Annotated in this window: 19 protein-coding genes; 9 read left to right on the top strand and 10 right to left on the bottom strand. The window is 41.6% G+C overall.

Annotated elements, in window-relative coordinates; genetic code table 11:
- Positions 1 to 244: 244 nt before the first annotated feature.
- The 5 genes from leuA (at position 245) to Q4574_RS05560 (ending at position 6,331) form a co-directional block, all read left to right on the top strand.
- Positions 245 to 1,804 carry a 2-isopropylmalate synthase gene (gene leuA, locus Q4574_RS05540; RefSeq protein WP_303472411.1) on the top strand — a complete coding sequence of 520 codons (1,560 nt, stop codon included), beginning with the start codon at positions 245 to 247 and terminating at the stop codon, positions 1,802 to 1,804.
- A gap of 7 nt (positions 1,805 to 1,811) precedes the next feature.
- On the top strand, positions 1,812 to 2,918 hold the full coding sequence (gene leuB / locus Q4574_RS05545) for a 3-isopropylmalate dehydrogenase (protein ID WP_303472413.1): 1,107 nt from the start codon (positions 1,812 to 1,814) through the stop codon (positions 2,916 to 2,918).
- A 40-nt stretch (positions 2,919 to 2,958) separates the two neighbouring features.
- A complete protein-coding gene (leuC, locus tag Q4574_RS05550; protein WP_303472415.1) occupies positions 2,959 to 4,353 on the top strand; it encodes a 3-isopropylmalate dehydratase large subunit in 1,395 nt (464 codons plus the stop codon).
- 9 nt (positions 4,354 to 4,362) lie between these two features.
- Complete coding sequence (gene leuD / locus Q4574_RS05555; RefSeq protein ID WP_303472417.1) at positions 4,363 to 4,965, top strand: 3-isopropylmalate dehydratase small subunit; 603 nt, start codon at positions 4,363 to 4,365, stop codon at positions 4,963 to 4,965.
- 163 nt (positions 4,966 to 5,128) lie between these two features.
- Complete coding sequence (locus tag Q4574_RS05560; RefSeq protein ID WP_303472419.1) at positions 5,129 to 6,331, top strand: HD-GYP domain-containing protein; 1,203 nt, start codon at positions 5,129 to 5,131, stop codon at positions 6,329 to 6,331.
- A 54-nt stretch (positions 6,332 to 6,385) separates the two neighbouring features.
- On the opposite strand, the gene Q4574_RS05565 is transcribed toward Q4574_RS05560, so the two are convergent.
- Positions 6,386 to 7,450 (bottom strand): general secretion pathway protein GspB, encoded by a 1,065-nt coding sequence (locus tag Q4574_RS05565; protein WP_303472421.1) that lies wholly within the window; start codon positions 7,448 to 7,450, stop codon positions 6,386 to 6,388.
- A gap of 1 nt (position 7,451) precedes the next feature.
- Positions 7,452 to 8,354, bottom strand: a complete 903-nt coding sequence (locus Q4574_RS05570; protein WP_303472423.1) for an ExeA family protein — start codon at positions 8,352 to 8,354, stop codon at positions 7,452 to 7,454.
- A gap of 117 nt (positions 8,355 to 8,471) precedes the next feature.
- Here Q4574_RS05570 and Q4574_RS05575 point away from each other — a divergent pair, with 117 nt between their 5' ends.
- The 4 genes from Q4574_RS05575 (at position 8,472) to Q4574_RS05590 (ending at position 13,911) form a co-directional block, all read left to right on the top strand.
- Positions 8,472 to 9,704: a multifunctional CCA addition/repair protein gene (locus Q4574_RS05575; RefSeq protein WP_303472424.1), complete on the top strand. Its 1,233-nt coding sequence runs from the start codon at positions 8,472 to 8,474 to the stop codon at positions 9,702 to 9,704.
- A 109-nt stretch (positions 9,705 to 9,813) separates the two neighbouring features.
- On the top strand, positions 9,814 to 11,028 hold the full coding sequence (gene srmB, locus Q4574_RS05580) for an ATP-dependent RNA helicase SrmB (RefSeq protein WP_303472426.1): 1,215 nt from the start codon (positions 9,814 to 9,816) through the stop codon (positions 11,026 to 11,028).
- 427 nt (positions 11,029 to 11,455) lie between these two features.
- Entirely contained in the window at positions 11,456 to 13,243 is a 1,788-nt protein-coding gene (locus tag Q4574_RS05585; protein ID WP_303472428.1) for a bifunctional diguanylate cyclase/phosphodiesterase, read from the top strand.
- A gap of 92 nt (positions 13,244 to 13,335) precedes the next feature.
- Positions 13,336 to 13,911, top strand: a complete 576-nt coding sequence (locus tag Q4574_RS05590) for a thymidine kinase (RefSeq protein WP_303472430.1) — start codon at positions 13,336 to 13,338, stop codon at positions 13,909 to 13,911.
- 138 nt (positions 13,912 to 14,049) lie between these two features.
- Here the strand turns inward: Q4574_RS05590 and prsR are convergent, their stop codons facing one another.
- The 8 genes from prsR to Q4574_RS05630 all read right to left on the bottom strand — a co-directional run bounded on the left by prsR (position 14,050) and on the right by Q4574_RS05630 (position 23,375).
- A complete protein-coding gene (prsR, locus tag Q4574_RS05595) occupies positions 14,050 to 15,411 on the bottom strand; it encodes a PEP-CTERM-box response regulator transcription factor (protein WP_303472431.1) in 1,362 nt (453 codons plus the stop codon).
- 27 nt (positions 15,412 to 15,438) lie between these two features.
- Positions 15,439 to 17,463 (bottom strand): XrtA/PEP-CTERM system histidine kinase PrsK, encoded by a 2,025-nt coding sequence (gene prsK / locus Q4574_RS05600; RefSeq protein ID WP_303472832.1) that lies wholly within the window; start codon positions 17,461 to 17,463, stop codon positions 15,439 to 15,441.
- A 67-nt stretch (positions 17,464 to 17,530) separates the two neighbouring features.
- On the bottom strand, positions 17,531 to 18,655 hold the full coding sequence (locus tag Q4574_RS05605; RefSeq protein ID WP_303472433.1) for a beta-ketoacyl-ACP synthase III: 1,125 nt from the start codon (positions 18,653 to 18,655) through the stop codon (positions 17,531 to 17,533).
- Between the two features lie 170 nt (positions 18,656 to 18,825).
- Entirely contained in the window at positions 18,826 to 19,782 is a 957-nt protein-coding gene (locus Q4574_RS05610) for a hypothetical protein (RefSeq protein ID WP_303472434.1), read from the bottom strand.
- A 43-nt stretch (positions 19,783 to 19,825) separates the two neighbouring features.
- Complete coding sequence (locus Q4574_RS05615; protein WP_303472436.1) at positions 19,826 to 20,458, bottom strand: hypothetical protein; 633 nt, start codon at positions 20,456 to 20,458, stop codon at positions 19,826 to 19,828.
- On the bottom strand, positions 20,451 to 20,993 hold the full coding sequence (locus Q4574_RS05620) for an RNA polymerase sigma factor (RefSeq protein ID WP_303472438.1): 543 nt from the start codon (positions 20,991 to 20,993) through the stop codon (positions 20,451 to 20,453). Before Q4574_RS05620 ends, Q4574_RS05615 begins: the two co-directional genes overlap by 8 nt.
- 71 nt (positions 20,994 to 21,064) lie before the next feature.
- The gene (locus Q4574_RS05625) at positions 21,065 to 21,976 is read right to left on the bottom strand and encodes a hydrogen peroxide-inducible genes activator (RefSeq protein ID WP_303472440.1); all 912 of its coding nucleotides are present in this window, start codon (positions 21,974 to 21,976) and stop codon (positions 21,065 to 21,067) included.
- 130 nt (positions 21,977 to 22,106) lie between these two features.
- Positions 22,107 to 23,375, bottom strand: coding sequence for an inorganic phosphate transporter (locus tag Q4574_RS05630; protein WP_303472442.1), 1,269 nt, complete (start codon positions 23,373 to 23,375; stop codon positions 22,107 to 22,109).
- Between the last annotated feature and the right edge of the window lie 13 nt (positions 23,376 to 23,388).

Below are 23,388 nucleotides of genomic sequence, written 5' to 3' on the forward strand. Positions count from 1 at the left end.
TATGGATTTATTAACTAAGGTTGACGCATAGGCTGATAAAGGATACAAATACACCACTGGAGAATTTACTCTAAATTTGATTAATTGAGAACAATGTGGCTTTACGAAAAATAGCTTTACTGAACATCCTACTACTTCTGGCAGCGAGACTGCACGGGTAGGTTGTAAATGTCACAACTGATTTTAAAACCCGTGCAACGCACGGGTTTTTTGTATGGGCAATATACTTAACAGGAGAAAAAATATGTCTAATCAAGTGAAAATATTTGATACAACCTTGCGTGATGGCGAACAAGCGCTGCCTGCAAGTCTCACTGTTAAAGAAAAACTGCAAATTGCGTTTGCCATTGAACGTTTAGGCGTAGATATCATTGAAGCTGGATTTCCAGTGTCGTCACCGGGTGACTTTGCGTCAGTGCAAAGCATTGCCAGAGAAATCAAGAACGCCACTGTATGTGGCTTATCTCGAGCACTAGAAAAAGATATTGATGCCTGTGGTGAAGCCTTAAAGGTTGCCGATCAATTTCGTATTCATACCTTTATCGCAACCTCAGATATACATGTTGGCGCTAAACTTAAAAAATCCCAAGAAGAGATTGTGGAAATGGCGGTTCATGCCATTAAACACGCTCGTCGCTATACAGATGACGTAGAATTTTCCTGCGAAGATGCAGGACGTACTCATATCGACTACTTGTGCAGCATGGTTGAAGCGGCAATCAACGCTGGCGCAACTACGGTCAATATCCCTGATACTGTCGGTTATACAACGCCAACAGAGTTCGGTGGGATCATTAAAAATTTATACAATCGAGTCCCGAACATCGACAAAGCAACTATCTCAGTTCATTGTCACAATGACTTAGGTTTGGCCGTTGCTAACTCCTTGGCTGCCGTGGAAAATGGTGCAAGACAAGTTGAAGCAACAATGAATGGAATAGGTGAACGCGCGGGTAACTGTTCATTAGAAGAGATTGCAATGATATTGCAAACCCGCCATGCCATGTTGGGTTTGCAAACCAACATCAACTCCAATGAAATTTCACGTACCTCTAAACTCGTTAGCCAGTTATGTAATATGCCGGTTCAGGCTAACAAAGCCATTGTAGGAGCCAACGCGTTTAGTCACTCTTCTGGTATTCACCAAGACGGTGTTCTAAAAGCACAAAACACCTATGAAATCATGACTCCAGAGAGTGTGGGAATTAATAAAAATAACTTAAACCTAACTTCACGTTCAGGTCGCCATGTCATTAAGCATAGATTGACTGAGTTAGGCTATAAACAAAGCGACTATGACTTAGAAGCGATTTACAGTGCATTCTTGAAATTAGCCGATAAAAAAGGCCAAGTGTTTGACTATGATTTAGAAGCACTGTTGTTTTTTGATCAACAGAAACAAGACCAAGCTCATTTCGAGCTACTCTATTTACAAGCCAATTCGGGTCGGGAAATTATTCCCAGTGCTACCGTGAAAATGCGTATTGGTGAATCTGAAGTTACCGAATCAGCTGTGGGTAACGGGCCAGTAGACGCAGCCTTCAATGCCATTACTAAAGCCATAGGTCACAGCAGAGTCGATGTGGTTGATTTCAAATTAGACTCGAAAGGTGAAGGTGCTGATGCACTCGCTCAAGTCAGTCTAATCGCCGAATATAATGGTCGCCGTTTCAACGGTATCGGTCTTGCCACCGATATCGTGGAGTCGGGCGTCAAAGCACTCATTTATGTGTTAAACAACACACATTTAGCTGATCAAATTGATCAACAGAAGAAACAACAAATAAAAATTGCAGGGGTTTAATAAGTACATGTCTAATTATGAAATTGCCGTTTTACCAGGAGACGGTATAGGTCCAGAAATTATGGCTGAGGCCAGAAAAGTGCTCAGTGCAGTTGAAAAAACCTGCGGATTGTCATTTACTCTGAACGAATATGATGTGGGTGGCTTAGCCATTGATAATCATGGAAAGGCTCTCCCAGAGTACACCCTAAAAGGGTGCGAACAAGCAGACGCAATTTTGTTTGGTTCCATAGGCGGTCCTAAATGGGATAGTTTGCCTTTGGAGCAACGCCCAGAACGAGCTGCATTGCTTGCATTGCGAGGCCACTTCGATTTATTCAGTAACTTACGACCTGCTAAGATTTATGAAGGCTTAGAATCACTATCCCCCCTTCGCGCAGATATCGCAGCAAGTGGATTTGATGTACTCGTCATCAGAGAACTCACCAGTGGCATTTATTTTGGTCAGCCTAAAGGACTTGAGGGTGAAGGCGAAGAGCAATTTGCCTATGACACTATGCGTTACTCAAAACGTGAAATTCGTCGTATAGCTAAAAGTGCGTTTGAAGCGGCGATGAAGCGCGGCAAAAAAGTCACCTCGGTAGATAAAGCGAATGTGCTAGTGTGCTCTCGTTTATGGCGTGAAGTAACGGAAGAAGTAGCAAAGGATTATCCAGAAGTACAACTTGAGCATATCTATATTGATAATGCCACCATGCAATTACTGCGTTACCCCAACGAGTTTGATGTGATGCTTTGTTCTAATTTGTTTGGCGACATCATCTCTGATGAGTGTGCAATGATTACAGGCTCCATGGGATTATTACCGTCTGCGAGTGTTAATGAGAGCGGTTTTGGTATGTTCGAACCTGCTGGAGGCTCAGCGCCTGACATTGCAGGTAAAGGCATTGCTAACCCTATTGCGCAAATATTGTCTGCTTCGATGATGCTACGTTATAGCTTGAATCAGGGCGAAGCGGCAGATCAAATTGATGATGCGGTGCGTAAAGCGTTAGCTGAAGGTGTATTAACAGGAGAGTTACTTCCTCCAGAAAAACGCCATCTAGCCAAAACTACATCGCAAGTGGGTGACGTAATTAGTCAGCACATATTATCAGCAGCGCAAAATAGCTAAAATTAGCCTGCAGGCTACGCTTTAAATTTAGGAACTAAAAATGGCAAAATCTTTATATGACAAAATTTGGGAATCCCATATTGTCGATCAATTGGGTGAAGATAATCTTATTTATATTGACCGTCACCTGATCCACGAAGTCACCACTCCACAAGCGTTTGCAGGGTTAAATGAAAAAGGACGTAAAGTAAGATGTCCACAAAAAACCTTCGCAACCATGGATCACAGTATTTCTACTCGCTCGTTAGCAATAGATGCCTGCGGCCCGGAAAACCAACTGCAATTGCAGACCTTAGCCAACAATTGTAAAGAACACGGTATTGAATTATTCCCTGTAGGACATCAAAAGCAAGGTATCGTCCATGTAATAGGGCCTGAACTTGGCTTAATTTTACCCGGTATGACGGTTGTTTGTGGAGATTCCCACACGGCAACCCATGGCGCATTTGGCGCCCTTGCTTTTGGTATAGGTACTTCACAAGTTGAGCATGTTTTTGCCACCCAAACATTAAAACAAAGCAAAGCCAAAAGTATGCTAATTAATGTTGATGGAAAATTACCCATTGGCATCACAGCAAAAGACATCATTCTGGCCATTATTGGTGAAATAAGCCATGCCGGCGCCACTGGGTATGTTATCGAATATGCCGGAGAAGCCATTCGTGGGTTAACCATGGAAGAGCGCATGACAGTGTGTAACATGACCATTGAAGCAGGAGCAAAAGCGGGCTTTATTGCACCTGATGAAACCACGTTTGAATACATTAAAGGTCGTGAATATGCGCCAACTGGGGAAACTTGGGATGAAGCAGTAGCCTATTGGAAAACCTTGCATACCGATGAGGGTGCGCATTTTGATAAAGTGGTTGAATTGCAAGCACAAGACATTGCCCCACAGGTAACTTGGGGAACCAACCCAGGCCAAGTGACTGGAGTGACTAATGCCATTCCAACCCCAGAAGACTTTAGCGATCCCATCGAGCGTGAATCAGCTAGTAAGGCCCTTGCATATATGGATTTGAAAGCGGGTACAAAGCTTACGGATGTTGCAGTCAATAATGTATTTATCGGTTCTTGTACTAATAGTCGAATTGAAGACCTGCGCTCAGCAGCGCAGATTGCTAAAAAAGGAAAAGTAGCAGAAGGCGTAACAGCCATAGTTGTTCCCGGTTCCGTATCAGTTAAACAACAGGCTGAAGAAGAAAAACTCGACCAAATCTTTATTGATGCGGGTTTTGAATGGCGCCTACCCGGTTGTTCAATGTGTTTAGGAATGAACGACGATATTCTCAAAGCAGGTGATAGGTGTGCGTCAACGAGTAACCGAAATTTTGAAGGACGCCAAGGCCGTGGGGCAAGAACCCACCTAGTTTCTCCAGCAATGGCAGCTGCAGCTGCGATCACTGGTCACTTCATTGATGTACGCGACTTGTAGGAGTAGATGATGACAGGATTCACAACCCATTTAGGTACAGCAGCACCACTTGATCAAGCCAACGTGGACACAGATCAAATCATTCCCAAGCAATTTTTGACTGGGGTTACTCGCACAGGCTACGGCAAACACTTATTTCACGATTGGCGTTATTTAGATTTACATGAAAAAGAAGTCAACCCAGATTTTGCCCTAACCAAACCTGAATATCAGGGAGCGAGTATTCTACTAGCTCGTGAAAATTTTGGTTGCGGTTCAAGCCGTGAGCATGCTCCTTGGGCCCTCGCTGATTTCGGCTACAGCGTCATCATTGCCACCAGTTTCGCTGATATTTTTTATGGTAATTGTATAAATAATCAATTATTGCCAATTAGCCTTAGCAATGACGAGATGAACAGTCTTTTTGCCATTGTGAAAGACAAGCCTGAAACCCAAATTTTTATCGATTTACCCAATCAAAGGGTTAAAGTGGCTGAGCATGAATATCATTTTGATATCCCTGAACACCATAAAAACAATTTGATTAAAGGGCTTGATGCTATTGGTCAAACCTTAGAACTAGACGATAAAATTCTTGATTATGAAAATAACGCGTTAGCTTGGTTAAGATAGTTCTCTTGTAATAACAGCATCCAGGAACGACGGAGTAAATTCCTTGCCTGGATGCTTGTTTAAATTTCTAAACCACGATTTAAAAGGAGATTTGAAATTACTATTGGGATAAAATACAGCTTCATTTAAAACCTTAAAAATCTGTTGGGAGTGCTGGGTAGTAATGCTTGAAGCGATCAAAATCGAAGATTTAAAGCCAGGCATGTTTGTTAATGAAGTTATCGAACAAAAAGGCAAATTAAAAATAAAAACAAAAGGCCTAGTAAAATCAGTTAAATCAATTGATTTGTTAAAGAGCAAAGGTGTAACCAAAGTAGAAATTGATTTATCTCGAAGTAATCTTCCACCACCAGTTGTCACTCCTAAAGTAGAACAAGACGATATTAAAGAAACACCTCCATCGCCTCCCCCCAAAATAAAATCTTATACTGATAGTGAACAACTTGAGGCTGCTACTAAGCTATATGATGAAGCCTTGGTTATTCAAAGTCGATTTTTTAAGCGCTTAGCAGCCAACGATACGCCGTCACTGTCCGATGTGAAGAACTTAAGTGCAAATATAATAGAATCAGTATTAAACATGCCAAGTGGCTTGAGTTGCTTAACCTTACTGAATAAATCAGGAAGATATTTGTTAGAGCATTCTCTAAACTGTTCTATTTTACTGACGATGTTTGCAAATTATAGAAACATGGGTCCGCAAGCAATTGAAGAGTTAAGTCTAGCCGGATTGTTAATGGATGTCGGTATGACCAACATGCCAAAAGACATTACGCAATCCCCAGCAAAACTAACCCTCCAACAAAAAGAAATTATTACAACCCATGTGGATATTGGTCTTGATTTAGTTGACCGCTGCGGAGGTGTAACCGCGATAGTACAAGATATTATCTTCAACCATCACGAACGAATCGATGGCACAGGTTATCCAGATGCGCAGAGTGAACATGATGTAAGTGAATACGTTCGCATGGCCGGGATTGTAGATAGCTACGATGCGATGATTAATGAACGGCCATTTCGTAAAGCCGTGACCCCTTCTAAAGCCCTAGTGAAGCTTCTAAGTGATGAAAGTTACGACCAGGTACTTGTTGCTCAATTTATAAAATGCTTAGGTGTGCACCCCGTTGGCTCTCTTGTAAAATTGGATAATGATAGGTTAGCGATAATAACTCGCGGCAACAAAGAGACTCCTATGAAGCCTGTCGTCATGGCTTTTTATAACTTAAAAACCTCAAGCTATTCTGAAGTCAAAAAGTTAGATTTAAGTCAGGTGAATGTAAAAATTATCAGTGCCGTTCGACCTGAAGACTTTGGTTTAAATTTAACCAAGTTTTTAAAAGAGATTTTAATAACCGCGTTGTGATTTTTAAACAGGGCATTTAGTAGTCGTTAAATGCCCTCGAATAAGTCACTTAATCTACCAATCTGATAGTGCTTCCATACTAAACTCTTGACCTTTAAACGTCATGATCACATGTTGCGGCTCAATTCCCTGTATAATAAGCCCGTCTTCAATTTCCTGTCCTTCAACGGCTCTTTTACCATTCACCCTAACCCATCTCTCTTGCGGTGCTGACACGTACATATGGGCGGAAAACGCTAAACTCGGTAATTCCATTAACACCCAAGCAGGAAGATCACTCACCGATGGTACATCCTTGATGGATTGTGAATTATCAGCAGGATCGACGGGGGTTTCATCTCCTAAAGAGGCCAAGGCATTTCGAAAGCGCTGCAATAACTCTGGTGGAATATTAGCTTCTTCTTCCTCGCTTTGTTGTTTAACAGCTTGTTGTTCTGCCAGCCGTTGCGCCTCGTCATCTGCAGATTCTTTCTCTATAGGGCGTTGGTTTTGCGTTGGCGGTTTTTCTTGTTCAGGCTCGGAGTCGAGTTCGGAAATGACTTGCTCGGTTTTCGCCGTTACCGAACTAACTTGATCAATATTCTGCTCTTGCTGAGTAATTTCGGACGCAGTGGACTCATTAGGATCGATGAGTTGGCTGTTATCTTCTGGTTTTGATTCTGTCGTTTGTGCGACTTCAGGGGGTGGATTAAATACATGCTTAAATTGGGTTAAGTTTGCCAAAGTTAAACCAAAACAAAATCCAGCGGCGATAACCACTACTGCAATCAGTGATTTTTTACCATAATACTGCCATGCTTCTGGTAGCTCTTGCACCGAAGGTAAAAATAAACTGCGGTTAAACTGCTCTGAAATACCTTGGTCGATGTGCTGAGTAATAGTACTGGTATCTTCAACCAATTTTTGGGTTTTCGATTTAGCAATTTTGGGCTTTTTGACTTCCACCGTCATATCGGGGTCGATCTCAACTTCCTGCACCCCCATTTCAGCTAACGCATTTACCATATCCAAGCTGCTAACAAGACCGGACTTTTTAATCTTTACGGGTCCGTTTTGGGCAGTCACTTTAATAATGACCATTCCAACTTTAAGTTGCTCAACACTGATTTTTTGGGTCATGTTAGGCTCCAACCATATAGCCAATACTGGCAGCGGCGAGAAAACTTGCAACCAATATCAAAGTCCATTGCTTTCCTTGTCGCTGTTTAACCACGTCATCACCTAAGATTTGCCTAGCAGCCGCGATAAAAATATGGCGACGAACAATGGGATGTTGTTTGGTAAATGTTAGTGTTAAAGCGCGATCGCAGAGTAGGTTAATGACCCTAGGTATGCCGCCGGTTATTTGATAAATCGCTTGTAAAGTAGGTTTACTGAAAATTCGTTCATGCCCGCCTGCCACCGACAGTCGATGGGCAATGTAGTTTTTGACTTCCAGTGAAGAAAGGGGCAATAAGTGATATCTGGCGGTAATACGTTGGGCTAATTGTCTTAACTCATTGCGTTTCAGCAACTGTTGTAACTCAGGCTGTCCTATTAACACCACCTTAAGTAATTTTTCCCGATTGGTTTCCAAATTCGTTAAGAGTCGCAACTGCTCCAACACTTCAGGTAATAAATGTTGAGCCTCATCAACAATCAAAACCGTATTGATTCCGTTTCCATGATTGGTGGTGAGTTTATCTAAGATTTTATCGGTAAAATATTTCAAACTGGCTTGTTTTTTAAGATAACGAATTTTTAACTCATCGCAAATTGTTGCCAGTAATTCTATTGCCGAAAGGGTTGGGTTGAGAATCATTGCCACTTGCGTATTATCAGGCAATTGTTGCAGCAGTTTGCGTGAGACAGTGGTTTTCCCAGTGCCGACCTCACCTGTGAGCATGACAAACCCGCCGCTTTCACGTAAACCAAAAATTAAATGAGCAAGCGCTTCTTTATGGCGAGGACTCATATACAGATAATCTGGGTTAGGTGCTATCGAAAACGGGTTATCGGATAATCCAAAATAATTCAGGTACATATATGCTTATAAAACCAATCCAAATTTGCGACGAATAAGGTAACACTATTTGAGGTTAACTCAAAGACTGCTTACTATGGGAGTTATTGTGGAAAGCATAAAGAGAGTTATCTACAGATGAAATGTTTTTTAGTTGGCGGCGCGGTGCGCGATAAACTGCTGGATCGCAAAGTTAATGACCAAGATTGGGTTGTGGTTGGCGAAACCATAGAATCAATGTTGGCCGCGGGTTTCACTCAGGTAGGTAGTGATTTTCCGGTTTTTCTGCACCCCAAAAGTAAAGAAGAATATGCACTGGCGCGCACCGAGCGAAAAAATGGTAAAGGCTACACTGGATTTGAGGTAAATAGTGCCCCTGATGTTACCCTTGAAGAAGATCTGCAACGCAGAGATTTAACCATCAATGCTATGGCCTTAGATCAGAACCAGCAGTTGATCGACCCTTTCAATGGTCAAAAAGATTTAAAGGAGCGTGTTTTACGTCATGTCTCCCCTGCTTTTACGGAAGATCCACTCAGGGTACTGCGAGTAGCTAGATTCGCTGCTCGATATCATCAATACGGTTTTCAAATTGCGCCAGAAACCGCATTGTTAATGAAACACATGGTGGAACAAGGAGAAATAGATCACCTCGTCCCTGAACGTGTATGGAAAGAAACATCTCGCGCACTATTGGAAAACGATCCCGACATATTTTTTGAAACCCTAAGAGCCTGCGGTGCATTGAAAGTATGGTTTCCTGAACTAGACATACTATGGGGCATTCCAAACCCTGTGCAATGGCATCCCGAAATCGATACTGGGATCCATACCATGATGGTCATTCAACAAGCGGCGAAACTCACTGATAGTTTAGCCATACGTTATGCAGCCTTAGTACATGACTTGGGCAAAGGGCTAACGGATCCTGCTCAGTGGCCATCCCATCGAGAGCATGAAGAGTTGGGAGTTGCCCCTATCCAAGCCCTCAGTGAACGTTTGAAAGTCCCTAATGATTGTAAAGAATTAGCGATTATGACCAGTGAATACCACACTCATATTCATCGAGCTTTGGAGCTCAGACCCGCCACCGTATTGAAGGTATTAAATCATTGTGATGCTTGGCGACGACCACAGCGATTCAAAGATTTACTTACAACCTGCATAGCGGATGCAAAGGGACGAGCCGGCTTAGAAGATAGAGACTATCCCCAAGCGGATTTCATGTGGCAAGCCTTCGAAGCGGCGAATGGCGTAGAGGTCAAATCGATTATTGAAGCAGGTGCTGTGGGCAAAAATATTAAACTACGCTTAAATGAAAAACGCATTCACGCTATTCGAAACATGAAAGAGAATTATGCGGCGAATTAACCCCCTTACATCGGCAAAATTGCTTAACTCAATTAAGGCTGCCCTAAAGTGGATAACTACTTTATAATTGCGGCAATTATGTGAAAGCGACTAGAATCCACGGAAAAATATGTTTGATGAATTAGATCTTGACGAAAAGTTATGTCAAGCCTTAGCCGATATGGGGTACACCTCCCCTACCAGTATTCAATCTCTGGTGATCCCTCCAGCCATGGAAGGACAAGATATCTTAGCCAATGCACCTACGGGAACGGGTAAGACTGCCGCATTTTTGTTACCGGCTTGTCAGTTTTTACTGGATTTTCCTCGTCAACAACCTGGTTCTTGTCGAATTTTGATACTAACGCCTACCCGAGAACTCGCCTTGCAAGTGTATGAACAAGCAATGCAAATCACACAATATACAGATTTAGAGTGTGGCGTAATCACTGGAGGCATTAATTATGGAACAGATCGCGAAACCCTAGAAAAAAACCTGGATATTTTAGTCGCAACCCCCGGCAGATTGTTCGAGCATATTGAAAAAGAAAGTTTTGATTGCCGCGATATTGAAAGTTTAGTGTTGGACGAAGCAGATCGCATGTTGGATATGGGCTTTTCCGCCATAGTGAATCAAATTGCTGCTGAAGCGCGTTGGCGCAAACAGTCCATGTTGTTTTCAGCTACCCTTGAAGGTCCTGGGATTGCGCGTTTTGCCAAAGACTTGCTAACCAATCCCGTTTCACTAGAAGCGACCCCAAGCCGCAAAGAACACGCGAAAATTCTGCAATGGATCCATCTAGCAGATGATGCAACCCATAAATATAATTTGCTAAAAAGTATTCTAACCAATCAAATTCAATCAGCGGTGGTATTTGTAAAAACTCGGGACCGACTCAACCAACTTAAACAAATGCTCGAACGAGATGGATTCACAATTTCGTGGCTGCAAGGAGAAATGCCCCAAGATAAACGCAATAGTGCGTTACAACGTTTTAAAGATGGCGAGATAAACATTCTGTTAGCCACCGACGTTGCTTCAAGAGGTATTGATGTGGACAACATCAGTCACGTCATTAATTACGATCTTCCTAGAACAGCAGATATTTACGTTCATCGTATTGGTCGAACCGGTAGAGCAGGAAAAAAAGGAACCGCTATATCCATTGCTGAAGCCCACGAGATGGGGATCATCGCAAAAATTGAGCGCTATACACAGCAGCGCTTGAAACGTCGCGTGATAGAAGCGTTGCGACCAAAGAATAAAGAAGCTAAACCGCCGGTTAAAAAGAAAAAGCCTAAATCTGCCAAAAAGAAAATTAAGCGTCCCAAGAAAAACAAATGAAGGTGATAGTTTGCAACACAATATCGCAAGAACTTCAAATTAATCAATAACTTGCTGTGATAGCTAGTTAAGCCTTCAAATTATGGGGGAGTAAATTGTTTTTTTAGATAGTTTGATAGTCCTATTTGCTTAAAAGTTGTATGATGTTGGCGTATTTAGTTTCGCTGTGTAACCAATTTGGCTGGTTTTTAGAAGGGGTTCTGCCATTAACAACGATTTTGAAATTAATCAGGCAAATTTACGAGATAAAACTAACTCCATTTATGAAAATTTACTTGTCGGACTAATCGGCAGCTTAGTTGCAGCCATTTTTCTTGTTTTTGCATTAGATACACCCAATACCCATAGTTTAAAGCTAACTTGGTTGGCTGTTGTTGCCCTGATAACAGCTTTCCGGTTCATTGATTGGCTTTATTGGCGAATTAAATTGCGCCGAAAAAAATACGAAGCACATCCGGCCAGAAATCGCGCGGTGCTTGGGGTTATTTCGTTGGCTTTAATGTGGTGCGTCTATTCGGTCGTTTTTTACGACAGTATGGATCTAACAGAGTTGGCTTTGACCTTTGCCATGCTTTGTACCCTCTCAAGTGGAGCAAACTCTGCTCTTTCAGGCCATAAAAAGACGGCTATTCTTTATACTATTCTGTTGTTAACACCCGTATCCTGTATGGCGTTATTTTCTGGTGTTACAGTACATATTTTTATCGGCTGTTTAGGGCTTCTATACAATATTGCCATCACCTATTCCGCAGCTCGAGCCGCTGACTTAACGAAAGAAGCCATCAAACTACGCAATGAAAACACGCTTATTTTAGAAAAAATGCAGCAAAAAATCGCCCAAACTGATGCCGTCCATGCAGAATTATCACAGGCTTATAATCATTTAAGTGATAACAAGGAAGCCTTAGAAAAAGAGGTAGAGCGACGCACAGAAGAAATCAGAATGTTATCGAGCTTAGATCCGTTAACTCAGTTATATAATCGTGAAGCATTTATCCGTCAGTTATCCGAAACGGCAACTAAGAGTATTAAAAGCGGTCATTCAGTCGCTTTGCTTTTCATCGATTTAAATGGCTTTAAAAAAGTCAACGATACACTCGGACACAAAGTAGGGGATGCAGTATTAGTCGAGGTAGCCGGCCGAATTGGTGCATTTGCTAATGACTATCAAGCGGGACGCTGGGGTGGCGATGAGTTTTTAATGTTATTACCCTATGCTGACCATGAAACTGCTATTTCGGTGGCCAATGCATTATTAGCTCGTATATCTCAGCCCTTAGATGTCATGTCTAATCAGCTTTTTGTCAGTGCAACCATTGGCATCGCGATGTTACCCGAACACACGTCAAATGAAACAGAACTAATTCAACTGGCTGACTTTGCAATGTTCGAACAAAAGAAATTGAATTTATCTGCGCCAAGAATGTTTTCCCAGGATTTATTTGAAAACCTCAAACAAATCGAGGAACTGCGCAATGGTTTACAGGAAGCCATCAGCAATAAACAACTTTATTTATGTTACCAACCCATTGTGAAATGCAAAACTAAACAACCTTGGTCATTTGAAGCTCTGTTACGTTGGAATTTTAACGGCAACCTCGTTGGTCCCGACACCTTTATCCCCTTAGCAGAACAAACCGGATTAATTCACGAAATTGGTGCTTGGGTGCTTAACCGAGCCTGCATTGATGCCAGCCAATGGCAGCATAGTCCCAATGCATCGGTATCTGTAAACGTTTCGATCACACAGCTGTTAGATTCTGATTTTATTGGCGTTTTAGATAAAGCATTAAAAACGAGTAAATTAAAACCAGAACGACTGCATTTAGAAATAACAGAATCGATGTTTGCTGATAACAAAGAAAAAGTTAAAGCCAAAATAAATGCCATCAAAGAAAGAAATGTTCAAGTTTCCATTGATGACTTTGGTACAGGTTACTCGTCATTGAGTCAGTTACAAACCCTCAAGTTCGATACCATAAAAATTGACCGTTCTTTTGTTTTGAATATGCAGCATGGTGGCGAAGCTATCATCAGAGCAACCCTGTTTATTGCCAAACAATTTGGTTGCCAAACTGTAGCTGAAGGTATTGAAACAGAACAAGAAGCACTCAAACTGTCTGAAATGGGTGTGGATTACTTACAAGGTTTTTTGTTTTCTAGACCGATAAAAAACGACGATTTACGTCACTGGGTGGAGAAGATTGAAACCTAATTTAGGCAACATATACCCCAATAACAGACACACCTTGATTTCAACTTTTAAAATACAACTGTGTGGCATAACACAGTTTTAGAGCACGCTTTATGGCCCAACTTTATTTCTATTATTCTGCAATGAATGCAGGTAAATCCACATCTTTGTTGCAGTCTGCTTACAATTATCAAGAACGCGGCATGCGCGCAGAAATTTTCACAGCTGCGCTGGATGATCGCTACGGAATTGGAAAAGTAACGTCTCGTATAGGTTTAAAGTCAGACGCTCACTTGTTTAATCGAGAAAGTGACTTATTTAAAAGTACGGAAGCGTTACAGGACAATGGAAAAATTGACTGCATCTTTATCGATGAGGCGCAATTTTTAAATAAACGCCAAGTAAAACAATTAACTAAAATTGTTGACCAATTGCACATTCCGGTCTTGGCCTATGGTCTGCGCACCGACTTTCTCGGTGAAACCTTCGAGGGAAGTCACTATTTATTAGCGTGGGCCGACAAGATGATTGAATTAAAAACAGTATGCCATTGTGGTAAAAAAGCAAATTTCGTTGTCCGTTGGGATGAGACGGGAAAACCTGTAAAACACGGCGCACAGGTGCAAGTTGGCGGTAATGATACTTATGAGTCTATGTGTCGAAAACACTTTACTCAACTAGTTTGGTAGTCTCCATAAGAGGGATAACTGATTAGACTTTAACGCAAGGCTGATACCCTTTAGACACCAAACCTGCCCCATTAAACTTAAAACGCCTCAGCATATTTATCCTGAGGCATTGTCGTGTTTTGGATTTCCCAATACTTGTTAGGCTCCAGTTTTAATATCATCTAAGTGGTACTTATCAATAAGCGAATATAACGTTGGTCGTGTCACCCCTAAAAGTTCAGCAGTTCTCGACATATTCTTCTCGGATTGGTAATAAGCTCGGCGAATAGCACGACTTTCGGCTAATTCTCTTACTTCACGTAAGTTTAGGCTATCCACGCTATCATCACCATCTTCACGGACAATTAAGCCTAAGTCATCAGCCTGAATTGTACTGCCTTCGGCTAAAATAACCGCTGACTTCAGTTTATTTTGCAACTCACGAATATTACCGTTCCAGCGATGTTGCAACATCGCTTTAACCGCACCATCACTCAGGCCTTTCACTTTGGTTCCAAACTCTTCGTTGTACTGATTTAAAAAGGTTTTAGCCAGCAAAATAACATCATTCTCGCGCTCTCTTAAGGGCGGAATGCTGATAATAATTTCGCCAACGCGATAGAACAAATCTTCACGGAAAGTTTGTTCTGTCACCATATCTTGCAAATTTCGGTGGGTTGCACAGATAACACGAATATCCACAGGGATTTCACTTCTCCCCCCTACCCGTTCAATCACCCTTTCTTGCAGAAAACGGAGCATTTTGGCTTGTAGTCCAAGGGGCATATCACCAATTTCGTCTAAAAATACAGTGCCGCCTTGAGCCGTTTCAATTTTACCTAACGTGGTTTTATTCGCGCCGGTAAACGCCCCTTTTTCATAGCCAAAAAGTTCGCTTTCTAGTAAATTTTCAGGAATAGAGGCACAGTTGATGGCAACAAAAGGCTTGTCTTTTCGAAGACTATGATCATGAATACTGCGGGCAAACACTTCCTTACCAGTACCACTTTCACCTAACAACAAGGTGCTAATATCAGTTTGTGCAATTTTCTCAGCTTTACGGCTAACTATTTGAATAGATTCACTATTACCAATAATTTTGCTCATGGATGAAGAGTTTTTAGCAAGCTGCCGGTTTTCTAGTTCAAGATTAAATAAATTAGCAGCCCGATTCACTAGAATCTGAATGGTGTCAGAGTCGATTGGCTTTTGATAAAAGTCGTAAGCACCTAGGGCAATAGCTTTGAGGGCATTTTCTTTATCATTATTGCCGGTCACCACGATCACTTTGGTTTGCGGCGATAAGGCTAAGATTTCCTCCAGAGCGGCTAAGCCTTCAGAAGCATTAGCAGGATCTGGTGGCAATCCTAAATCGAGGGTAACAACTTTAGGCTCATATCTGCGTAATTGGTTGATCGCAGATTGGCGATCTTCAGCAAAAACAACTTCGTATTCGCTTAAGCTCCATTTAAGTTGCTTTTGAATTCCTAGATCGTCATCAACTACTAATATTCTATCCACGTCTTTTGGGTCCCTCTATAAAGATTATTATTCTGCAGGAAAATTCAGTGTAAACACTGACCCTTTTTGCTGTTCACTTTGGACCTTAATACTGCCGCCCAACCTTTCAACAAAATTCTTGGCATCGTATGCACCAATTCCCATTCCTGCGTTACCTTTAGTGGTATCGAATGGTTTAAATAAGCGATGTTCAATAAAATCTTGACTCATTCCCTCACCGCTATCTTCGATGGTAACGATAAGAAAACGTTGGTCAACGCTCATATCGATGCTCACTTTTACCTGCCCGTGATCGTCAGTCGCTTGTTGCGCATTACTGATCAAGTGATACATAACATTACAGAATTTTTCTTCATCTATCACCAGTTGTTTCTCATCAATGACAATTAAACTCGGAATGGGTAAATTTCCTGCGCATTTTTTGTCGATCACTGATTGAATACTCACGGAAACATCACATAGCTTTTCGTTGCTTCGTTGCGCTTCTTTTTTATCTGTGAGCTGGCGTAACATTTTATCCATACGCGCTTTTGTGTGGGTCAAGGTTTCAAAAGTATCTTCAATAAACTCAGGGTTATCTTTGTGTTGCTCAGCGTTGGCTAAAATCAAATCGATTTGTGCTAGCACATTCTTCAAGTCATGTAATACAAACGCCGACATTCGGTTGAACGCCGCAAACTGTGCATTTTCAGCCACCTCTTTACCGGCTTCGTGATGGAAAACATAGCTTGATATTTGTGCGGTCACTGCGGTCAGGTAATCCCTGAGCTCCCAATTTAATTTACGAACCGAGCGGTCACCATTCATAATTGCTAACCCCCAAAGCGCTTCGGCCTTATATATGGGAAGCACAATTTGAAAGGAGCACTCATTTAACAACGCATGGTTCAATTTTAAGCCTTCATAAATAAACGGCTGATAACGCAACTCTTCTATATCGATAACCCAGTCTTTTTGCTGGCAATACACAGCTAACTCATTCAATAATTGAACTTCTCGTGGAGTAAGATCTGGGTGGTTAATTTGTGCTTTAGGATTAAGGCTGTGCCCTTCCTTTTTCAGTAACACACCAGAATTGTATTCAATGGCTTGAATCCAACCATTAAGCGCATTTTCATAAACCTGTGAAATATTGGATTCATTGGAAGACAAAGCATCGGTTAATTTTAACCATTCAATACGATAATCGAACTGATTGACGAAAAAGTGCTTGGTAATAAATACCCGTATTTTCACTCTTAGGCTGTTGGACAAGAACAAGGTCATTAGCAGTGCAGTGGATAATACTATGAGTATTATCTGTATTGTGCTTCCCCACTCTCCACCAATGTATTTTACGAAATAGCCTATCATCGCCATGATAAACAAATACACGCCTGCGACCATTAACAAAGAACTGTGTAACACGATTTCTCGAGAGATAAATATGTCAACGCCCCAATGTTTGATTCGGCGAATAGCCAATACTAGGAACGGCAACAATCCCGTATAAACGTAACCTCGTGCGGCAATATAAGTTACTTCTACGCCGCCAACCATAGTGGCATTGGCAAAGGTCACGAATTCAAATAAATTCGTGGCTCCCAGGTATAACACAAGGGGTTTATATGCCCACTTATTTTCTCCAGCTTGTCGATAGATTAACTCCAGTATGACCAGAACTTCCAAAGAGATAATTGTTAGGGCTAGAAACTGCCAACTCACATCGATTGGGAGAAAATAAGGCAATAAAATGCTGGCAACAGGCACAGATAACATGATGATGGAAAAGGGACGCATTAACACGTCCTTAATACTTCGAAAGTCGTTTTTAATGCAAGCCAGTAAGAAAACTAGCCAGATACTTTGTTTAACTGCATCCCATAGAAATAAGTGTTTGATTTCTACAGGTCCAAATAAAAAATTAATGTGCAGTAAACACCACACAGCAGTCCCTGCTGTAGCTAGAATCAATAAATATTTAACCAATCCTGCCTTTCTAACGGTGAAAAGCAACAATAGCAATAGGCTGTAACTGACTACACCTAGTCCAAACCCAAGATCAGCTATCATCATCTATTGACTTCCTTGCACAAAACTAACTATCGTAAGCACCAATTAACCCTTCAATGGTTAACTCTTACTTCTTTTTAAGCACTAAACTGCCAATGGAATAACCCGCACCGAATGAGCAAATCAGGCCATAATCTCCTGATTGTAAATCTTGATGATGTAAATGAAACGCAATAATTGAGCCTGCCGATGCGGTGTTTGCAAATCGATCTAGTACAATAGGTGCTTCGTCAGCATCTGCCACCCGACCGAGTAACTTTTTAGTTATCAAGGTGTTCATATTAATGTTCGCTTGATGTAACCACCAGCGCCTTACATCTGCGGAGGTTAAATTGTGCTTGGCCAAATGATCGGCAATGTGAGCGGCCGCCATGGGACAGACTTCTTTGAATACTTTGCGTCCCTCTTGATGAAACAATTTATCCGGCCCGTAAGGTTCGGTATCAAAAACTCGACTCATGTAACCAAAGTTGGAACGAATATTACTGGAAAAATCGGTAACAGCTTTGGTACTGAGAATTTCAAATTGTTGCTCACTGGTAGCCGTATCTTGATGTTCAATTACCATAGCTGTGGCAACGTCACCAAAAATAAAGTGACTATCACGGTCCTGATAATTAATTTGCGGTGAAATTAATTCAGGATTAATGACTAAAACACATTTGGCCGTTTCAGCAGCGATCATTTCATATGCTCGATGCAACCCAAAGGTTGCCGCGGAACAGGCAACCAACATGTCGAAGCCAAAACCTTTAATGCCTAACGCACCTTGCACTTCAATGGCAATAGCCGGATATGAGCGCTGAGTATAAGCACAAGATACAATAACTGCATCAATGTCTTGTGCTGTCTTATTTGCCGCTTTTAGTGCTTTTTTCGCTGCATCTAAAGCCACTTCAGCTTGGTGTGACAATTCATCATCACTGCGCTCTGGAATATTTGGACGCATTCGTTCAATATCTAAAACACCGTCTTTTACATAAGCGTACCGACTTTTGATACCTGATGCTTTTTCTACAAAATCTGCGCTAGATAAGGGTTTAGCCTTTATTTCATCCGCAGCAATGGCCTCGGCGTTTTCTAAGTTGTACTTTTCAGCATAAGCATTATAACTGTCAACCAACTCACTGTTAGAAATACTGTAAGGGGGCGTCCACATTCCCGAACCACTGATCACAATCTGTTTAGTCATGTATTAAAATCCAATCATTTGTCACTGCAAAATTAAACTGTCTAAGCTTAGCGTTTTCGCAGTGTAAAGTCATGGAACATGCACAAGCAATTTACATCTAACGCCTGCTCATATAAAAATACCGTGAAGATTCACGGTATTTTTAACGCCTCGATATACCTGATTTGACCTTAAAACATGTAGGTCTCTGCGTTGGTTAACAATTGTTTATCCGTTATTTTGTCTTTTACACAAGATTGAATATCCTGATTTTTAAAAACATAAATACGATCTTCAGAGCCATTGTTCTGTGGCGAGCCAAAGTTCGATAGCACAAAAGTGACATGCTCATCCCCAGGCAGTGCTCTAAATCCATTGCCGTATTTACACAAAGTCGTGGCTATATTGTTTTCAAAACGCGATAGAAATGCACTGTACTGTTGCTTTTTCTGAGCCATCCTTTGCTCCGCTTGCTGTTTTTGATCTGCTGCTAACTGTTTGGCATATTTATCGACACTAGCCTGCTGTTCTTTTAATTCTGCAATTTCACTCTCAAGTTCCGTTTTTTCTTCTAACAGATCTGCTTTTCGCTGACTATCTGCGTTGCGCATTTCAAACTCTATATCCCGCAAGCGGCGTGTATATTCTCGCTGCTCCCAAGCTATTTCACGTTCTTGTTGATTGAGCTCTCGTAGCTTTTCTCTTGCTTTATTCATTGCCCCACTCGCTAACCGCAAAGATTCCTCGACTTCTTCGCTCCAATGTTCTTCATCAATTTCAATGAATACATTGTGCTCATCATCGCCAATCTCCGGTAAAGGCGGTATAGGCGGCAATTCGGGTATCACCGCAAAGTCACTATCGCCATTAAAGGAAAATTCAAAGTGTCTGGAGTGAGCACTGCTTGTTAACTCAAAAACCACACCTTGGGTAGACAAATAGGTAACATCTAAGCCCCTAAGTTTGATCCCATCTTTACTTTCCCCTTGGGTTAACGCGGTTTTGATAATACCGCTCATTATCTGCAATTCACTTTTCAATTCAGGCAAATTTGTTTTTGCCCATACCATGCTTGTCGTTATGCCTAATAGTGCGGCACTTAAGCCAGTCGCTAATGTGAGTTTTTTGAATTTACGATAGGTTGTCATTTTTCACCTCTTGAATACTTAAAATTAGATACACTATTCGGCCTTAGGGTTTGCCCGTTGGGTTATCATATATAGCGTTTTGAAGCTGATTGAGTTGGCGGGCATAAAACAACTGATCGTCATTTCGTTGTTCATTAATAAACTTAATTAACTCACCAAAATCTTCTTTACGTTCTTGTCTACTGGAAGCCAATAAATACTGGGTAAGCTGAGTACTAGCATCTAATTGCTGCTCACGTAGGGAGGCGACATAGTCATTCAATGCCGCATTTTGTTGCGCTTTAAATTCGTCTAGCTGTCGCGCCACTTTTTGCTCTAGACGTTGCCCAGAATCACGAAAACCAAATGTCATTTTACCTCCCTCAACACTGGCTTCGAAACCACTAAACACCAGCACAATAGCGACAATTGAAAGTGCGCTTGAAAACACCGAGAAGCCTTGCCACTGCCACCACTTTTGCGAAGCTTGATAATCAAAACTTGCTTCTTGATTCCAATTAGGTGCAGCTTGTGATTGATAATCTTGAGCAAACAAAGAAGCTCGGTTGGCCATTTCCACTTGCTTGGAAAAGTCGTCATCTTCAATGCATAAACTTTCAAACTGCTGTTGTTGTTGTGGACTCAAGTCTCCTTCCATCCAAGCGGCAAGCAACTCAGATTGATTTAAATTAGGCATATTCAACCTCCAATAAAATTTTTAACTTTGATAACGCGCTGTACATTCGAGATTTAGCGGTGTTAGCTGAAATTCCAAGTTGTTCCGCAATTTCTTCAAACGTAAATTGACCGAAAAATTTCAATTCAATAACCGCTTTTTGAGATAGCGGAAGCTGCTGCATTGCATTTACCAATTGATTAGCATTTTGAGAGGACACCATGGATGTTTCCATACATGGCTCACCACTTTCAATTTCTGGACTATCATCAAGGGCTTGATGGGGCTTTTTACGTCGGTAAAATTCAATGCATCTATAATGGGCAATTTTGAAAAGCCAACCTCGAAAGCAGCCCTCTCCCCGGAAATTACTTAAATTACGAAACACTGAAATAAATACTTCCTGCATCAAATCTAATGCGTCTTCGCGGGTGCCTGTCATGCGAATGCCATAGTTATACACTTGAGATTCATAGCGTTTTATCAGATTCAACCAAGCACGTTTGTTGCCGTTTAATGCTTTGCTTATTAACTGTTGGTCGCTTTTTTCAAACACGTAAATGGTTCCATTAGTCTGCTTGTTGATATAGTCGAGACCAAGTTTCAAATAGTTTGAAACCAGCGAAATTATTTTTTTAAGGTAGGTATAGGCATCAGTGGTGAGAGCAATTCTGCTAACATTCTGAATAAACGAACACGGGTGGTTCCCGATCGCCAAACTAGGCCAATTTCACGGTAAGCATTGTCTTCGGCTGGCATGGACATTAGTTGTGCGTTGTTTAGTATATGATGATCAATGGCAAGTTCTGGTAAAAAAGTATAACCGAGTTTGCTATTTGCCAGTTCAACCAGAGTATGTAAGCTAGACGCTGCGAGTGAACTAACTTGTTCAGAATGTTTCAGTCGACAGGCGCTCACGGCGTGTCCCGTCATACAATGTTCCCGTTGTAACAAGAAGACACTGTCTTTGGGTAATGCAGACATATCCATAGGATCGGCCAAGGACTCGATTAAATCACTGTGGGCCACTAAATGGAAGGGGTCATGACCAATAACCAATTGCTTACAGCCAGGGGTTTCCATAGGCAAAGCTAAAATTAATAGGTCTAAGATTCCATCGTTTAATTGGCGTAACAGATTTTCAGTGGTGTCTTCTTGGAGTTTTAATTGCAACTCAGTGAAGTTGGCTTTGACTACTGACAATATTCCTTCGAAAATGAATGGCGCTATAGTAGGAATGACCCCTAATTTCAGACTACCCGCCTGCCAATTACCAGCCGAATGGGCAAAATCAACCAATTCCGTAGCATCATTTAACAATTTTTTACTGCGCTCGACCAACTCTAAGCCGAAGGGCGTAAAAACAAAAGTTTTATGGTCCCGCTCGAGCAACTGACAAGCAAATTGTTCTTCCAGGTTTTGAATAGCGGTACTGAGGGTCGATTGACTGACGCAACACAGCTGAGCAGCCTTATTAAAATGCTGCACTTCATGTAATACAACCAGATAATGTAAATGTTTTAAATTGGGCCACTTCATGATTTATCTTCTAAAAAACTGATTAGACTTGTTAGTTTAAATCAGATTTTTAAATATTCAAATCAAATAAAAACAGCACCCTAGGGTGCCGTTGTTTTGCATAAGCAATTTAATCGCTGTCAATTTTAGACTAACTAGCAAATATACCTTTGAGCATGAAAAAGAATATAATTGATAAAGCGGCACCTGCAGGTAGAGTAACAACCCAGGAAATCACGATGTTTCGCACAACCCCCAAGTTCAGTGCAGCGATACCACGTGCCATTCCTACTCCTAACACAGCCCCTACTAGAGTTTGTGTAGTAGAGATGGGTAAGCCAGTACCTGAAGCAAGCACCACTGTGGAGGCAGCTGCTAACTCAGCCGCAAATCCACGACTGGGCGTTAAATGGGTAATGCCGTTTCCTATGGTTCGAATTACTCGGTGACCAAACAAGGCTAATCCTGCAACAATACCGAGTGCTCCTAGGGGGAGTATCCACCAATCCAAGGCAGCTTTAGAACTGATTTCACCTTGGCTATTGACCACTGAAACAACCGCTGCCAAAGGTCCAATTGCATTGGCTACATCGTTTGAACCATGAGCAAATGCCATACAACAGGCAGTAACAACCATCAAAATAGCAAATACTTTTTCAACATTGGTAAAATGCATTGATCTGTCGAGACTTTCGTCAAACTTGAGTCGATTTATATACAAACGACCAATAGTAGAAACAACAACGGCAATAACTATCGAAAGTATGCAAGCCTCAAAGAAGGTAAAGTGCAAGCCTACATGCTTCAACCCTTTCGTGATGGTGACTAGCGACATTACAAAGCCAGCAAATGCCATATAGAAGGGCACATAGCGTTTGGCGTTTCTAAACGGATTATCGGTATCAAAGATAAGACGTTGGGCACTCATGAAAATCAAAAAGGCGATAAAACCGGAAATAGCAGGTGTAATTACCCAACTACCTACAATCCCGCCAACTTTAGTCCAGTCTACAGAATCTGCACCTACGCCGACGGCGGCAAAACCAACAATGGCACCTATAATAGAGTGAGTAGTGGATACCGGCCACCCCAAATAAGATGCAACCCCTAACCAAATGCCAGCTGAAAACAACGCAGATATCATTCCAAATACGAGTAAATCGGGGGAATCAATGAAATAGCTAGTGTCAATAATGCCTTTCCGAATGGTAGAAGTCACTTCCCCACCGGCTAAATAAGCGCCGGCAAATTCGAACACCATTGCAATAAATACTGCTTGTTTAATGGTTAACGCTTTAGAGCCTACAGAGGTTCCCATGGCATTCGCAACATCATTAGCGCCAACCCCCCAAGCCATCAAAAACCCAACGACAGCCGCAACAACGATCAGGATAAACCCGTAGTCATTAATAATTTCCATAGAGGTACGCCTT

This window comes from Aliiglaciecola sp. 3_MG-2023, assembly GCF_030548205.1.
Taxonomy (GTDB): domain Bacteria; phylum Pseudomonadota; class Gammaproteobacteria; order Enterobacterales; family Alteromonadaceae; genus Aliiglaciecola.

What these genes read in the sequence shown, in the direction of transcription:
- Q4574_RS05575 (WP_303472424.1), top strand. Translation starts at nt 8,472, where the DNA reads ATGAAATGTTTTTTAGTTGGCGGCGCGGTGCGCGATAAACTGCTGGAT.
- Q4574_RS05610 (WP_303472434.1), bottom strand. Translation starts at nt 19,782, where the DNA reads ATGACAACCTATCGTAAATTCAAAAAACTCACATTAGCGACTGGCTTA.
- Q4574_RS05615 (WP_303472436.1), bottom strand. Translation starts at nt 20,458, where the DNA reads ATGCCTAATTTAAATCAATCTGAGTTGCTTGCCGCTTGGATGGAAGGA.
- srmB (WP_303472426.1), top strand. Translation starts at nt 9,814, where the DNA reads ATGTTTGATGAATTAGATCTTGACGAAAAGTTATGTCAAGCCTTAGCC.
- leuB (WP_303472413.1), top strand. Translation starts at nt 1,812, where the DNA reads ATGTCTAATTATGAAATTGCCGTTTTACCAGGAGACGGTATAGGTCCA.
- leuC (WP_303472415.1), top strand. Translation starts at nt 2,959, where the DNA reads ATGGCAAAATCTTTATATGACAAAATTTGGGAATCCCATATTGTCGAT.
- Q4574_RS05565 (WP_303472421.1), bottom strand. Translation starts at nt 7,450, where the DNA reads ATGACCCAAAAAATCAGTGTTGAGCAACTTAAAGTTGGAATGGTCATT.
- Q4574_RS05605 (WP_303472433.1), bottom strand. Translation starts at nt 18,655, where the DNA reads ATGACTAAACAGATTGTGATCAGTGGTTCGGGAATGTGGACGCCCCCT.
- prsK (WP_303472832.1), bottom strand. Translation starts at nt 17,463, where the DNA reads ATGATAGCTGATCTTGGGTTTGGACTAGGTGTAGTCAGTTACAGCCTA.
- Q4574_RS05625 (WP_303472440.1), bottom strand. Translation starts at nt 21,976, where the DNA reads ATGAAGTGGCCCAATTTAAAACATTTACATTATCTGGTTGTATTACAT.
- leuA (WP_303472411.1), top strand. Translation starts at nt 245, where the DNA reads ATGTCTAATCAAGTGAAAATATTTGATACAACCTTGCGTGATGGCGAA.
- Q4574_RS05560 (WP_303472419.1), top strand. Translation starts at nt 5,129, where the DNA reads ATGCTTGAAGCGATCAAAATCGAAGATTTAAAGCCAGGCATGTTTGTT.
- Q4574_RS05570 (WP_303472423.1), bottom strand. Translation starts at nt 8,354, where the DNA reads ATGTACCTGAATTATTTTGGATTATCCGATAACCCGTTTTCGATAGCA.
- Q4574_RS05630 (WP_303472442.1), bottom strand. Translation starts at nt 23,375, where the DNA reads ATGGAAATTATTAATGACTACGGGTTTATCCTGATCGTTGTTGCGGCT.
- leuD (WP_303472417.1), top strand. Translation starts at nt 4,363, where the DNA reads ATGACAGGATTCACAACCCATTTAGGTACAGCAGCACCACTTGATCAA.
- Q4574_RS05590 (WP_303472430.1), top strand. Translation starts at nt 13,336, where the DNA reads ATGGCCCAACTTTATTTCTATTATTCTGCAATGAATGCAGGTAAATCC.